Below are 13,487 nucleotides of genomic sequence, written 5' to 3'. Positions count from 1 at the left end.
CCGCACCATGTCCCAGCAGAGCCGCACCTCCCCCGGTTCGGGGGCCGGCGCGTGAGCCGCGTACTGCTGCGCGGAGCGCAGGTCATCACGATGGCGCCGGGCCGTCCCGACGCCGAGCACGCCGATGTCCTCGTCGACGGCGACCGCATCGCCGACCTCGGCGAGAACATCGAGGCACCCGACGCCGAAGTCGTCGACTTCACCGGCCGTATCGTCATCCCCGGCCTGGTCAACGCCCACCTGCACACCTGGCAGACCGCGCTGCGCTCCGCGGGCGCCGACTGGACGCTGATGGAGTACCTCACCCACCTCCACGGCGAGTGTGTCGGGCACTACACCCCGGCCGACATGCACATCAGCAACCTCGCCGGCGCGCTCACCCAGCTCGACTGCGGTACGACCACCGTGGGCGACTGGTGCCACAACGTCCTTTCGTCCGAGCACGCGGACGCGGCCGTGGAGGGCCTTGCCCAGGCCGGTGTCCGCGCCGTCTTCCTGCACGGCACGCCCTACCGCGCACCGAACATCCCCCACCCGCTCGCCGAGATCGACCGGCTGCTCGACGGGCCCGTGCGCGAGCACGCCCTCCTCACCCTGGGCATGGCGCTCCAAGGGCCGCAGTACTCCTCCGTCGAGACCGCGGTGGCCGACTTCCGGGCCGGCGCGGAACGCGGCCTCGTCGTCTCGATGCACCAGAGCGGCGGAGAACCCACACCCGGCTGGGAAGCCGTGCGCGACGCCGGACTGTTCAGCCCTCTGACCAACATCGTGCACGGGATCGACCTGCCCGACGACTGGCTGAAGATGCTCCTCGAAGCGGGCGTCACCTTCACCACCACCCCGGAAAACGAACTGGGCCAAGGACACGGCACGCCCATCACCGGGTCCCTGCTGCGCCTGGACGCGGCGCCCTCCCTGGGTACCGACATCGACACCGCCGTACCCGGCAAGGTCCTCACCGCGGCCCGCATCGCCCTGGCCCACCAGCGCAGCCTGGACCACGCCCAGCACCGACAGATGACCGGCACGCACGCCAACACCGCCTCGGTCACCGGCAGACAGGCACTGGCCTGGGCCACGGTCGAAGGGGCGAGGGCGCTGGGCCTGGCCGACCAGGTGGGCCGGATCGAGGTGGGTATGCAGGCGGACCTGGTCGCCGTCGACGCCCGGGCACTCAACCTGTGGCCGGCGCACGACCCGGTCGCCACGGTCCTGCACGCCGACATCGCCAACATCGAGGCGGTGATGGTCGCCGGTGTCTGGCGCAAACGTGATCACGCCCTGCTCGTGTCCCGGCTCGACGAGGTCAAGGACCGGCTCCGCGAGTCCGGGGAGCGGCTGCTGCGCAGCATCGGGCCCGCAGGCCCTCGGGACTGACACCCCGCAGCGGTCTCGACGCAGGCACCGCGCGCCGACGGGCACCGCATTCCGTGCTCGTCGGCGCGACGGTCGCCGTCCCCGGCCCTCGGATCCGCGTGCCTCCCTCACACGCGCCAGAAGGAGACGTGAACAGGGCCGTGACGGCTACCCCGTGCGTGCGATGTGTGTCCGGCACCCCTGGTTCCTGACCGCCATGACGGCCCAGCCGCTCGACGGCCCCGCCAGGGACCGCCATGACCGACACCTGCTCGCGGTCCTCGGTCAGACCTCGTCGCGCAGGCGGGCAAGCCCGCTGAGAAGCAGCTCGAGGCCGAAGGAGAACTCCTCCTCGATCGGAACCGGCATCGACCCGGCAACGGCAACGGTTGCGGGGAACAGGTCCGGATCCATGCTCTTGAAGACGGCTGACAGCTGTGCGTCATCGGGTTGCCCTGCGCCGCCGTGCGCGTCGACCTGTACGGCGAAGCCGAGGACGTAACGGCCAAGGGTCGCGTACGCGTGCGCGGCCACGCGCGGCGGGAAGCCGCTGTTCAGCAGCACCGCGAGACAACTCTCCCGCAGTGCCATGGCGTTCGGCCCCATGGGAACCTGTTCGACCAGCAGGCGAGCCGCGTTCCGGTGCCGGGCCAAGGCGTCGAACATGGTGTGCGCGCCCGTCCGTAGCGCCTGCTTCCAGCCCATCGCGAGCAGCTCGTCGGCGTTCAGCTCCACGACGCCGAACATGCGGTCCACGACATGGGCGACCAGCGCTGCCCGGTTGTCGAAATGCCGGTACAGCGTCGCCGTGCCCGAGCCCAGACGCTGGGCCAGCGTCCGCATCGACAGAGCGTCGGCGCCCTCCTCGTCCACGATCTGCAGTGCTGTAGCGACGATGCGCTCCAACGGCACCGGCGGCCGCCCCGGAGAACGCCGGGCCGATGTGGCGCCCGCTCGCGCAGTATCAGGTTCTGCCACGGACGTCCCACCTCCTGGAACAGCACCATAACAGCAACGCCGTAGCCGATACGAAGATCATTCTCCCAGCACCCGGCGCAGGTAAGGGTTGGTGCTGGGTTTGGATTTCAGCCACGAAAACTCCCGCCGGAACGTCGCAGTGCCGTCAGCGCGACGAAGATCCGCCGGGCGAGTCTCGTCTCCCTCCAACTGCTGCTCCCTCAGCAGCTGGAGGGTCTGCGCTATTGGGGGATGGTGACCAGGATGCGGCCGTGGCCACCGCCGGCGTCGACGTGGTCGTGGGCCTTGGCGATGTCGTCCAGCGGGTAACAGTCGCCGACGGCGACGGTGAGGTCGCCGACGGCGGCGGCGGAGGTGAGGTCGCGGGCGGCCTGGCGCTTGGCCTCGGCGGGGAAGTCGTCGCTGCCGAGCAGCCGCAGGGTGACGTTGTTGAACAGCAGAGGCCAGAAGGGGATCTCAGTGTGGTCCGCGCGGGTGGCGTAGGCGGCGATGACAGCCCCCTGGGCGGCGACGGCGTTGTCGAGATCGGCGTTGTCGGACAGCGCGACCTCGATGATCCGGTCGACGCCCCGCGGCGCGTACGAGCGGATGGCAGCGGCGGGCTCGCCGGCATCCAGGGCGACGGCGTGGGAGACGACGGCCGCGTCGACGCGGCCGAGGTCCGCGGTTCGGCGGACGGTCGCGATCACAGTGGCGCCGGCCCAGTGGGCGAGCTGGGCGGCCAGGGAGCCGACGCCGCCGAGAACTCCGTGGACCAGGACCAGTCGGCCGTCGACCGGGCCGTCGGCGAAGACGGTGCGGTGGGCGGTGATGCCGGGGATGCCGAGGCTCGCCCCCAGCTCATCACTCAGATGATCTGGCAGAGGCACGGCTTGGTGGTCAGGTACGACGGTGTACTGGGCGGCTGTGCCGAAGGGGCGGTAGGACTGGGCGCCGTATACCCAGACCCGCTGTCCGACGCGGTGGGCGTCGACTTGGGCGCCCACGGCGTCGATGACTCCGGCGGCGTCGCTGTGCGGGATCACCCGCGGGTAGGGCATGGACGAGCCGAGCCAGCCGCGCCGCTTCTTGGTGTCGCCGGGGTTGACGCCCGAGACGGTGACGCGGACGCGGACCTCGCCGGGGCCGGGGGCGGGATCAGGGAGTTCGCCGACGTGCAGCACGTCGGCGGCGAGGCCCTGGTCGTCGTACCAGGATGCAAGCATGGGGGTACCTCCGTGGACAGTCAGCTCGCGGGAGGGGCGGGCGCATGCGGATCGCTGTCAGTGCGTCCGGTGTCGAATACGGGCGGTTCCTCCCCGAGGGCCTCGCGCAGCCAGGTTCGTTCGGCGCGGCTGGTGGCGCGGGCGGTGAGCAGCATGCCCCGCCGGTAGGGGTCGGCGATCTGCTCGGCACGCAGGGGCCGCTCGTTGTCGTAGAAGAAGCTCGCGGGCTCTTCCAGGAACTCCAGCCGTCTGCGCAGCACCGTGTGCTGTTCGGCCACGTCGGGCAGGTGGGAGAGGAATGCCAGGACGACGTAGAACCGGGTGAAGTCGGTGATCTCGTGGTCGGCGGGCTTGCGCAGGCGCTGAAGCATGTCGGCCCGCCCGGCCGCGGTCAGGCTGAGCACGTACCGGGCCGCCCCCGCGGCCGGGTCGGCGTGCCGCTCGATCAAGCCCGCCCCGGTCAGGCGATTGATCGCCGGATACAGGCTGCCGTCGCTGACCGGCCGCGTATAGCCGGTCAGCTGTGAGACGCGGCGGCGCAGCTCGTGTCCAGGCAGGGGTCCCTCGGCGAGGAAGCCGAGTATCGCGAGTTCCAGCATGAGTACACCTTCGCACGCGAACATCGATTCGATGTGAACATCGATTCGATGTTACGCTCGCAGATACCCGCCCGAACGTCTCTGGAGAGGCACAGCAAGATGCCATCGCAGTCCACCGAGTCAGTGATGAACCGTTTCGTCGAGTTCATCAACACGGGCAACGAAGATCTCGCCCGCGAGGTCATTTCTCCGGACGCGGTGTTCCACGCGCCAAGCCACCCGGAAGCTCTGCGGGGGCCCGATGGGTACCTGGAAGTCATCGGGATGATGCGCAGCGCCTTCCCCGACGTCCAGTGGACGCTGGAGGAGAAGGTCACCGAAGGCGACACCGTGGCCGCGCGGTTCACCATGCGGGGAACCCACGACGGTGAGTTCTTCGGGATCCCGGCGAGCGGCAACAAGATCTCGGTGCAGGCCATGAACTTCTACTACCTGGCCGACGGCCGGATCGTCGGCGAACGGGGCCAGCCCGATCTCCTCGGGGTGATGCAGCAGATCGGTGCCGTACCGGCGCCATAGACCTCGTAGCGCCGGGTGAGCCTTCTGCCGAGCGGGATCCCGCTGCCGGGAGGGGGCCGTACGGCGCGGTGGCAGAGGGCGAAGGCCCGCACCGGAGCGCGGGCGGCCGGCGCGGGTTCACCGCAAGAGGCGCGTCTTCTTCTCGCTCCGGTGTCTTCGCGCGGACAGCGCCCGTTCGGCGAGAGCTTTACACCTTGTCACCGCTGACGTGACCGAGGAGGCTCCCCAACCCGCCCCCGCCTACCTTGTCGTCCGGCTTCCGGATGGCACAGTCGGCCGGGCACTGGAGGGCGGCATCGGGGAGGTGCTGCCCGGCGGAGGGCACCGGGCCACCACACCTCGTACTCCGGGTCGCGGGGCGGCGCGAGCTTGTCCAAGTCCCACATCGTGGTTGACGGTGCGGGCAGCAGATCGGGCGTCTTCCACTCGTCCCACAGACCCCACGGAAGAGCGCAGGTCGGAGTGCATCCGACCTGCGCTCTCCGGACTCCATGGACGTTTCAGAGCCCCCCACGGACGGCAGGTAAACTCCGTACACGTGACTTCCGCTCCCGCCAAGCCCCGCATCCCCAACGTCCTCGCCGGACGCTACGCCTCCGCCGAGCTCGCCACGCTCTGGTCGCCCGAGCAGAAGGTGAGGCTCGAGCGTCAGCTCTGGCTCGCCGTGCTGCGGGCCCAGAAGGACCTCGGGATCGAGGTGCCGGAGCAGGCCCTCGCCGACTACGAGCGGGTCCTGGACACCGTCGACCTGGCCTCCATCGCCGAGCGCGAGAAGATCACGCGGCACGACGTGAAGGCGCGGATCGAGGAGTTCAACGACCTCGCCGGGCACGAGCAGGTCCACAAGGGCATGACCTCCCGGGACCTCACCGAGAACGTCGAGCAGCTGCAGATCCGGCTCTCCCTGGAGCTGATCCGGGACCGCAGCGTGGCCGTCCTGGCCCGCCTCGGCAAGCTGGCCGGCGAGTACGGCGAGCTGGTCATGGCCGGCCGCTCGCACAACGTGGCCGCGCAGGCCACCACCCTCGGCAAGCGTTTCGCGACCGCGGCGGACGAGCTGCTCGTGGCGTACGGCCGGGTCGAGGAGCTCCTCGCCCGTTACCCGCTGCGCGGCATCAAGGGCCCGGTCGGCACCGCGCAGGACATGCTGGACCTGTTGGGCGGGGACGCGTCAAAGCTGGCGGAGCTGGAGCAGCGGATCGCCGGTCACCTGGGCTTCTCGCAGGCCTTCACCTCGGTCGGCCAGGTGTACCCCCGCTCCCTGGACTACGAGGTCGTCACCGCGCTGGTGCAGGTGGCGGCGGCTCCGTCGTCACTGGCGAAGACGATCCGCCTGATGGCCGGGCACGAGCTGGTGACCGAGGGCTTCAAGCCGGGTCAGGTCGGCTCCTCCGCGATGCCGCACAAGATGAACACCCGGTCCTGCGAGCGCGTCAACGGCCTCATGGTCATCCTGCGCGGCTACGCCTCGATGACCGGCGAGCTGGCGGGCGACCAGTGGAACGAGGGCGACGTGTCCTGCTCGGTGGTGCGCCGGGTCGCGTTGCCGGACGCGTTCTTCGCGCTCGACGGCCTCCTGGAGACCTTCCTCACCGTGCTCGACGAGTTCGGCGCCTTCCCGGCCGTCGTCGCGCGCGAGCTGGACCGGTACCTGCCCTTCCTCGCCACCACCAAGGTGCTGATGGGTGCGGTGCGCGCGGGTGTCGGCCGTGAGGTGGCGCACGAGGCGATCAAGGAGAACGCCGTCGCCTCCGCCCTCGCGATGCGCGAGCAGGGCGCCGAGCGGAACGAGCTCCTCGACAAGCTGGCCGCCGACGAGCGCATCCCGCTCGACCGCGCCCAACTGGACGAGCTGATGGCCGACAAGCTGTCCTTCACGGGCGCCGCGGCCGACCAGGTCGCCGTCGTCGTCGGCCGGATCGAGGAGATCGTCAAGCAGCACCCGGCGGCTGCGGGCTACACGCCCGGGGCGATCCTCTGACCCGCCTGACGCGATGACGCGCTTCACGCCCGAGGAGTTGGAGGCCGCCCGCGACCGTCTGGTGCCGGACGTGGTCGCGGACGGTCTCCATGTGCTGTTCTGCGGCATCAACCCCGGTCTGATGACGGCCGCGACGGGCCATCACTTCGCCCGGGCCGGCAACCGGTTCTGGCCGGTGCTGCATCTGTCCGGCTTCACCCCGAGGCTTCTGAAGCCGTCCGAGCAGCGGGAGTTGCTGTCGTACGGGCTCGGGATCACCAATGTCGTGGCCCGGGCGTCCGCGCGAGCGGACGAGCTGAGCGCCGAGGAGTACCGCGAGGGCGGGCGGCTGCTGGCGGATAAGGTGGCGCGGCTCAGGCCGCGTTGGCTGGCCGTGGTCGGGGTCACCGCCTACCGGGCGGCCTTCGACGACAAGAAGGCGAGGGTCGGGCCGCAGGAGCGGACGATCGGGGCCTCGCGCGTGTGGGTGCTGCCCAATCCGAGCGGGCTCAACGCGCACTGGACCGCGGCGACGATGGCGGAGGAGTTCGCCCGGCTGCGGGTGGCGGCGGAGCAGGGCTAGCGGCTCACACCGGGTCGATGTCCGAGGCCACGGCGAGGACGTGGACCTCGTCGGCCTCGTCCCGGTAGCCCACGCCGAGGGCGATCCAGCGGTCCGAGCCAGGAGGCTGCCAGAGGTCCAGGTCGTCCGTCACGATGCTCGTCGTGAACCAGGGCTCGGGTATCTCCTCGCCCCGGTCGAGGCGCAGCTTGAGCGTGTCCATGCCCCAGGGCCGCTGCTGCCTGCCCCAGCGGTCGTCCAACTCCTGGCCTATGCGGCTCTTGAGGGCGTAGAAGTCCCCCACGATCGCCATGCGTGGCGCCGCGTCGCCGTCCCGCGTCCCATGGCTCACCGCTAATGACTCGATGCGGTAACCGGGCCCCGACCGGTAGGCGCCGGACCCGCCGTCCGCCGCGGTCAGGTCGCGGGCGCACAGCGAGTCGATGGCGGCGAGGTACTTCGCACTGTCCATGTGATCCAGTAAAGCGGCCGCCACTGACATTTGGCGGGGCGTCAGGCGATATATGGGGTCAGGCGTCCCGGTGTCGCACGCTCCAGGCCCCCGCGGCCAGGGCGGCGGCCGCCCAGGCCGCGGTCACGGCGAGTCCCGTCCACGGTCCCAGGGGCCCGTCGTACGTCTCGTACAGGACGATCTGGCCCGCCCTGTCCGGCAGGAAGTCGGTGGCCCCGCCGGCCACGTCGCCGATCACGAACGAGACGACCAGGATGAACGGGATCAGGAGGGAGAGCGCTGCCACCCCGCTGCGCAGCACCGCCGCGAGACCGGCCGCCAGCAACGCCATCAGGGTGAGGTAGATCCCGCAGCCGACGACACCGCGCACTTGTTCACCGGTGCTGAGACCACTCGCCGCCTCGCCCAGACCGGCACGTGCCACGACGAGCGCGGCGAAGGCGGTGACCAGGCCGACCACGAGCGTGGGGACGGCGATGGCCGTCGTCTTCGCCGCGAACCAGCGCCCGCGTCGCGGCACCGCGGCCAGCGACAGCCGGAGCCCACCTCCGTGGAACTCCGACGACAGGGCCATGGCACCGAAGGAGATGGCCGCGATCTGGCCGGGCATCACCCCCGACAGCGCCATGAACAGGGGGTCGAACTCGGGGTCGGAGGTCTCGGAGGCCCCGGCGATCGCGGAGAACGCGGTGGTCGCCGCGAACAGGGCGAGCAGTGCGCCGAGCAGCGAGCGCAGCGTACGGATCTTCAGCCACTCGGAGCGGAGGACGGGGGCGAAGGGCATGTCAGGCCTCCTGGGGGTGGGCGGTGAACTCGGTCTCGGTGGAGGTCAGGTCGAGGTAGGCCTGCTCCAGGGTGGCTTCCTCCGCGGCCAGTTCGAGGAGGTGGACGCCCGCGGCGGAGACGATGGAGCCGATCTCGTCCACGCGTGCGTGCTGCACGGTCCAGTGCCCGTCCTCGTGCTCCACGGCGTCATGGCCGTGCCGGGCGAGGGCGCTCCTGAGTGCGGTGGGGTCGGTGGTGCGGATGCGGACGCCGGGCCGCACGCGTGCGTGGATGAACTCCCGTACGGGTGTGTCGGCGAGCAGGCGCCCCCGGCCCAGGACGACGAGGTGGTCGGCGAAGGACGCGGTCTCGTTCATGAGGTGGCTGGAGACCAGCACCGTGCGGCCCTCCGCGGCCAGTCGGCGCAGCAACTCGCGGATCCAGACGATGCCTTCGGGGTCGAGCCCGTTGGAGGGCTCGTCGAGCATGACCACGCCGGGGTCGCCGAGCAGGGCGGCCGCGATGCCGAGCCGCTGCCGCATGCCCAGGGAGTACGTCCTGACCTGACGCCGGGCGACCGAGGCCAGCCCCGTCTCCGCCAGCACCGCGTCGACCCGGTGGTCGGGGATGCGGTTGCTCGCCGCCAGGATGCGCAGGTGGGCGCGGCCGGTGCGGAAGCCGTGCGCGGCGTGGGCGTCGAGCAGGGCGCCGACATGGCGCAGGGGTTCGTCGAGTGTGACGTAGGCGCGGCCACCGATCGTGGCCGTCCCTGAGGTCGGGTGGTCGAGGCCGAGGACGAGTCGCATGGTGGTGGACTTTCCGGCGCCGTTGGGGCCGAGGAAGCCGGTGACACGGCCGGGGAGGACACGGAAGGTGACGTCGTCCACGGCTCGTCGGGTGCCGAACTCCTTGGTGAGGGACTGGACTTCGATGCTGGTCATGGCAGCAGCCTGGCCGGTGCCGCGGAAGCGGGGCCTCCCCCGCGCGTGGAGATCGTCTCCCCCGTGCGGGGGAGGCTGGTTGTCGGTGGCGGCTGGCACGATGACGCAATGGTCCGCTTGCTGCGCCCGTTCGGCCGGGCGGTGACGTACACACGATGGCTGCATCTGTTCATCGCCGTCGTGTGGCCGGCCATGTGGATGTTCGTCGAGGAGGCGTGGTGGACCTGGCTGGTCGCGGCCGTGACGCTCGCGCCCGCCGCTCTGGTGCCCGCGATGCGCACCGTGGAGGGGCTCCAGGCGAGGCTGCTGCTGACCGGGCACCGGCACAACAGCGAGAGCAGCGACATCGTCGTCGCGCCGTCGGTGTCCTGGCGCGACCGGGGTCGGCTCGTGCTGTGGCTGGAGGCGCGGCTGCTGCTCGGCTGGGCGACGGCGATGCTCAGCGTGAAACTGCTCCTCAGTTCGGTGGACCTGGTGGCGTCGGCCTTCGGCCAGGACGTCGACGAGGGGGTGCTGATCCTCCTCGGCGGGCACCGGTGGTGGCACGTCCTGCTCGCGCCCGTGTCGTTGGCCGCGCTGGCGGCGACCGTGGTCGGCTCGGGCCTGCTGATCACCGCGCTCGCGCTGCGGCTGCTCGGTCCCTCCCCCGCCGAGCGTCTGGCTGCCCTGGAGGAGCGCACCGAGCAGCTTCTGGAGCGCACCCGTATCGCGCGTGAGCTGCACGACTCGATCGGGCACGCCCTGACCGTCGCCGTCGTCCAGGCGGGCGCCGCCCGCGCGGCCGGCGATCCGGCGTTCACGGACCGTGCGCTGGACGCCATCGAGGAGACCGGCCGGGCCGCGCTGGAGGACCTGGAGCGTGTCCTCGGCATTCTGCGCGAGTCGGAGCGGCCGGTGAGCAGCCGCCCGACGCTGACGGACGCCGACCGGCTGCTGGAGTCCGCGCGCGCGTCGGGCGCGAAGGTGGACGCCGAACTGACCGGGCCGGTGGACACCGTGCCGGGGCCTGTCTCCCGGGAGGGCTACCGGATCCTCCAGGAGGCGCTGACCAATGTGCTGCGGCACGCGGGGGCCGTCCCGGTCCGGGTCCGTATCGACGTCACGGGTGAGGCCCTGGCCCTGGAGGTCCGCAATCCGCTGACGGCCGACATACCGGGCCCCGGGCGGGGCAGCGGGCTGCGCGGCATCCGCGAACGCGCGGCCCTGCTCGGCGGCCACGCGCACACCGGACCCGACCGGGGTGACTGGCAGGTGCATGCCGAGCTGCCGTTGCGCTGATCTACGCTGACGGGATGCCGGTCACCGTTCTCCTCGTCGACGACGAGCCCCTCGTACGCGCCGGTCTGCGGGCGGTGCTGGAGGCGCAGCCCGACATCGAGGTCGTCGGCGAGGCGGCCGACGGGGCGGCGGTGATCCCCCTGGTGCGGCGGCTGCGGCCCGACGTGGTCGCCATGGACGTACGGATGCCCCTGATGGACGGCATCGAGGCCACGCGCGCGGTGCTGCGGACGGTCGAGCGACCGCCGAAGATCGTCGTGGTGACGACGTTCGAGAACGACGAGTACGTGTACGAGGCACTGCGGGCCGGTGCCGACGGGTTCCTGCTGAAGCGGGCCCGCCCTGCCGAGATCGTGCACGCCGTGCGGCTGGTCGCCGAGGGCGAGTCGCTGCTGTTCCCCGCCTCGGTACGGCAGCTGGCCGCCCAGTACGGCGGCGACGAGGACGGCAACCGGGCCGCCCGGGCCGCGATGGAACGGGCCCAGCTCACCGAGCGGGAGGCCGAGGTGCTGCGGCTGATGACGCGCGGTCTGTCCAACGCGGAGATCGCCGCGCGCCTGGTCGTCGGCACCGAGACGGTCAAGTCGCACGTCAGCGGCGTGCTGGCGAAGCTGGGGGCGCGCGATCGCACCCAGGCGGTGATCGCGGCGTATGAGTCGGGGTTCGTGGCGCCGGGCTGAGCCGAGCGCCCGGCCGGGGCGTGGGACGTATCTCCCTGCCCGGCACTGCCGAGGGGGCGTTCGGCCGAGTACGATCCGCCCAACACGCGCGCGAGCTGGGAGGACGGACGTTGGGGCGACTGACCGGCGGGGACCCCTCGCTCCTGCGAAGGATCAATTCCGCGGTGGTGCTGCACGCGCTGCGTGCCACGGACTGCGCGACGCTGACCGAGATCACCCGGGTGACGGGCCTGTCCCGGCCGACGGTCGAGGGGGTCGTCGAAGGGCTCATCGAGGGCGGCCTGGTCGTCGAGAAGGCCGCGGACGAGAGCGTCGCCCGACGACAGGGGCGGCCCGCGCGGCGCTTCCGGTTCCGGGCGGAGGCCGGGCACCTGCTGGGCCTCGACATCGGCCCGCATCGGGTCGCCGCGCTGCTGTCCGACCTCGACGGCCGGGTGCTCGGCGCCGTGGCCAAGGACGTCGAGGAGACGGCCTCGGCCGAGGAGCGCCTGGAGCGGCTGCGCACCGCGGTCGCCGAACTGCTGCGCCGGGCCGGGGTCGCGCGCGACTCCCTGTGGGCGGTGGGGGTCGCCTCGCCGGGCATCGTGGAGGCGGACGGCACCATACGGTTGTGCGCGGCGCTGCCCGAGTGGACGGGGCTGCGGCTGGGCGAGCGGCTCAGCCGTTCCTTCAAGTGCCCGGTGCTGGTCGAGAACGATGCCAACGCGGCCGCGGTCGCCGAGCACTGGAAGGGTTCCGCGACCGAGTCCGACGACGTCGTGTTCGTGCTGGCCGGGCTGAGCCCGGGGGCGGGTTCACTGATCGGCGGCAGGCTGCACCGGGGGTACGGCGGGGCGGCCGGGGAGATCGGCGCGCTGCATCTGCTGGGCCGCGAGGTCACTCCGGAGACGCTGCTGTCCACCACGGACGAGCCCTTGCACCCGCTCGACGAGCAGGCCGTCGCCGAGGTCTTCGCGCAGGCCCGGGAGGGCGACCAGCGGGCCCGAGCGGCCGTGGACCGCTTCCTCCAGCGGCTCGTGCACGACGTGGCGGCCCTGGTCCTGGCCCTGGACCCGGAACTCGTCGTGGTGGGCGGCTGGGCGGCCGGCCTGGACGGTGTACTGGAGCCACTGCGGCGCGAGTTGGCCCGCTACTGCCTGCGTCCGCCGAAGGTCGCCCTGTCGATCCTGGGCGAGGCGGCCGTCGCGACGGGTGCGCTGCGCCTGGCCCTGGACCACGTGGAGGAGCAGCTGTTCGCTGTGGAGGGCACGGTCACCGCACGACGGTGACGCAGCGGCGCCCGGACCTCGGGAGAGGCCCGGGTGCGGCCGTGTCGCTCAGGAGGCCTGGCGTTCCGGCCCCTCGTGGATCTCCACGGCGCCGGAGTCCCCGAAGGTCAGCCGGCAGGTGTCCGCGCGGTAGGTGGCCACCGAGACCGCGGCGGTGCGGCCCCCGGCCAGGTAGCGGGTGGTGACGACGAGCACCGGGGCGCCGGGCAGGCGGTCCAGTTCCTTCGCGTCGTCCGCGCGGGCCGAGCCGAGTTCGACGGCGTTCTCACGGCTCTCCAGCTCCAGCCGCTGCAGCTCGCGCAGCACGGCACGCGCGCGTGCGGCCCCGGACGGCGCGTCTATGGCGGAGAGCTCCGGCACCGACGCCTCGGGGATGTACAGCAGTTCGGCGGCGACGGGCTGGCCGTGGGTCATCCGGGAGCGGCGCACGGTGTGCACCGCCTGCTCGCGGTCGGTGCCGAGCGCGTCCGCGACGGACGCGGGCGGCACCGCGGCGGCGCAGTCGACGGTCTGCCAGTCGTCGCCGGCCGCACCGGGCCAGGCCTGCTGCTCGCTGCCGACGGCCACGCCCACCCGCGGCGGGGCGACGGTCGTCCCGACACCGCGGCGGCGCTGCAGCCTGCCTTCCAGCTCCAACTGCTCCAGAGCCTGGCGGAGCGTGGCGCGGGCGACGCCGAAACGGGCGGCGAGGTCGCGCTCGTTGGGCAGGATCTCGCCCACGGAGAATTCGGAGTCCAGTGCCTCACTGAGCACGGTCTTGAGATGCCAGTACTTCGGTTCCGGCACCGATTCGAGCTGCGTGGTCCCCACCCTGTCCTCCGCAATCGCCGTGGTCCGGCGGCGTTTTCGCGCCCTTGTTTATTAAAGGTTGTTGCACTTCTCTGCGACCATAGGGCGGCCCCCA

14 protein-coding genes are annotated in these 13,487 nt (G+C 71.7%); 7 read left to right on the top strand and 7 right to left on the bottom strand.

The window, feature by feature from the left end; translation table 11 throughout:
- Positions 1–51: 51 nt before the first annotated feature.
- On the top strand, positions 52–1,377 hold the full coding sequence (locus tag D1369_RS35165; RefSeq protein ID WP_037903102.1) for an amidohydrolase family protein: 1,326 nt from the start codon (positions 52–54) through the stop codon (positions 1,375–1,377).
- Positions 1,378–1,641: 264 nt separating this feature from the next.
- Here D1369_RS35165 and D1369_RS35160 read toward each other — a convergent pair whose 3' ends face one another.
- From D1369_RS35160 to D1369_RS35150, 3 genes are all read right to left on the bottom strand, one after another.
- Positions 1,642–2,268, bottom strand: a complete 627-nt coding sequence (locus D1369_RS35160) for a TetR/AcrR family transcriptional regulator C-terminal domain-containing protein (RefSeq protein ID WP_037899195.1) — start codon at positions 2,266–2,268, stop codon at positions 1,642–1,644.
- 287 nt (positions 2,269–2,555) lie between these two features.
- Positions 2,556–3,539 carry an NADPH:quinone reductase gene (locus D1369_RS35155; RefSeq protein WP_007380462.1) on the bottom strand — a complete coding sequence of 328 codons (984 nt, stop codon included), beginning with the start codon at positions 3,537–3,539 and terminating at the stop codon, positions 2,556–2,558.
- A 20-nt stretch (positions 3,540–3,559) separates the two neighbouring features.
- Positions 3,560–4,138, bottom strand: coding sequence for a PadR family transcriptional regulator (locus tag D1369_RS35150; protein WP_007380463.1), 579 nt, complete (start codon positions 4,136–4,138; stop codon positions 3,560–3,562).
- A gap of 126 nt (positions 4,139–4,264) precedes the next feature.
- Between D1369_RS35150 and D1369_RS35145 the strand changes: the two genes are divergently transcribed.
- The 3 genes from D1369_RS35145 to mug all read left to right on the top strand — a co-directional run bounded on the left by D1369_RS35145 (position 4,265) and on the right by mug (position 7,200).
- Entirely contained in the window at positions 4,265–4,657 is a 393-nt protein-coding gene (locus D1369_RS35145; protein WP_237557601.1) for an ester cyclase, read from the top strand.
- A 538-nt stretch (positions 4,658–5,195) separates the two neighbouring features.
- Positions 5,196–6,638, top strand: coding sequence for an adenylosuccinate lyase (gene purB, locus D1369_RS35140; protein ID WP_007380465.1), 1,443 nt, complete (start codon positions 5,196–5,198; stop codon positions 6,636–6,638).
- 13 nt (positions 6,639–6,651) lie between these two features.
- A complete protein-coding gene (gene mug / locus D1369_RS35135; RefSeq protein WP_007380466.1) occupies positions 6,652–7,200 on the top strand; it encodes a G/U mismatch-specific DNA glycosylase in 549 nt (182 codons plus the stop codon).
- 4 nt (positions 7,201–7,204) lie between these two features.
- On the opposite strand, the gene D1369_RS35130 is transcribed toward mug, so the two are convergent.
- The 3 genes from D1369_RS35130 to D1369_RS35120 are packed head-to-tail and all read right to left on the bottom strand — an operon-like array spanning position 7,205 to position 9,357.
- Complete coding sequence (locus tag D1369_RS35130; protein WP_007380467.1) at positions 7,205–7,651, bottom strand: hypothetical protein; 447 nt, start codon at positions 7,649–7,651, stop codon at positions 7,205–7,207.
- Positions 7,652–7,709: 58 nt separating this feature from the next.
- On the bottom strand, positions 7,710–8,435 hold the full coding sequence (locus tag D1369_RS35125) for an ABC transporter permease (RefSeq protein ID WP_007380468.1): 726 nt from the start codon (positions 8,433–8,435) through the stop codon (positions 7,710–7,712).
- Position 8,436: 1 nt separating this feature from the next.
- A complete protein-coding gene (locus D1369_RS35120) occupies positions 8,437–9,357 on the bottom strand; it encodes an ATP-binding cassette domain-containing protein (RefSeq protein WP_007380469.1) in 921 nt (306 codons plus the stop codon).
- A 108-nt stretch (positions 9,358–9,465) separates the two neighbouring features.
- Between D1369_RS35120 and D1369_RS35115 the strand changes: the two genes are divergently transcribed.
- From D1369_RS35115 to D1369_RS35105, 3 genes are all read left to right on the top strand, one after another.
- Positions 9,466–10,635 carry a histidine kinase gene (locus D1369_RS35115; RefSeq protein ID WP_007380470.1) on the top strand — a complete coding sequence of 390 codons (1,170 nt, stop codon included), beginning with the start codon at positions 9,466–9,468 and terminating at the stop codon, positions 10,633–10,635.
- Between the two features lie 14 nt (positions 10,636–10,649).
- Complete coding sequence (locus D1369_RS35110; protein ID WP_007380471.1) at positions 10,650–11,315, top strand: response regulator transcription factor; 666 nt, start codon at positions 10,650–10,652, stop codon at positions 11,313–11,315.
- A 110-nt stretch (positions 11,316–11,425) separates the two neighbouring features.
- On the top strand, positions 11,426–12,583 hold the full coding sequence (locus D1369_RS35105) for an ROK family transcriptional regulator (protein WP_007380472.1): 1,158 nt from the start codon (positions 11,426–11,428) through the stop codon (positions 12,581–12,583).
- A 48-nt stretch (positions 12,584–12,631) separates the two neighbouring features.
- On the opposite strand, the gene D1369_RS35100 is transcribed toward D1369_RS35105, so the two are convergent.
- Entirely contained in the window at positions 12,632–13,393 is a 762-nt protein-coding gene (locus D1369_RS35100; protein ID WP_007380473.1) for a GntR family transcriptional regulator, read from the bottom strand.
- Positions 13,394–13,487: the final 94 nt, after the last annotated feature.

The organism is Streptomyces sp. CC0208 (assembly GCF_003443735.1).
GTDB lineage: Bacteria > Actinomycetota > Actinomycetes > Streptomycetales > Streptomycetaceae > Streptomyces > Streptomyces sviceus.
This window is presented reverse-complemented; position numbering and strand designations above follow the sequence as displayed.

Excerpts from the sequence above, each read along its gene's own strand:
- D1369_RS35155 (WP_007380462.1), bottom strand. The coding sequence starts at position 3,539 with ATGCTTGCATCCTGGTACGACGACCAGGGCCTCGCCGCCGACGTGCTG.
- D1369_RS35150 (WP_007380463.1), bottom strand. The coding sequence starts at position 4,138 with ATGCTGGAACTCGCGATACTCGGCTTCCTCGCCGAGGGACCCCTGCCT.
- D1369_RS35145 (WP_237557601.1), top strand. The coding sequence starts at position 4,265 with ATGAACCGTTTCGTCGAGTTCATCAACACGGGCAACGAAGATCTCGCC.
- mug (WP_007380466.1), top strand. The coding sequence starts at position 6,652 with ATGACGCGCTTCACGCCCGAGGAGTTGGAGGCCGCCCGCGACCGTCTG.
- D1369_RS35130 (WP_007380467.1), bottom strand. The coding sequence starts at position 7,651 with ATGGACAGTGCGAAGTACCTCGCCGCCATCGACTCGCTGTGCGCCCGC.
- D1369_RS35125 (WP_007380468.1), bottom strand. The coding sequence starts at position 8,435 with ATGCCCTTCGCCCCCGTCCTCCGCTCCGAGTGGCTGAAGATCCGTACG.
- D1369_RS35120 (WP_007380469.1), bottom strand. The coding sequence starts at position 9,357 with ATGACCAGCATCGAAGTCCAGTCCCTCACCAAGGAGTTCGGCACCCGA.
- D1369_RS35115 (WP_007380470.1), top strand. The coding sequence starts at position 9,466 with ATGGTCCGCTTGCTGCGCCCGTTCGGCCGGGCGGTGACGTACACACGA.
- D1369_RS35110 (WP_007380471.1), top strand. The coding sequence starts at position 10,650 with ATGCCGGTCACCGTTCTCCTCGTCGACGACGAGCCCCTCGTACGCGCC.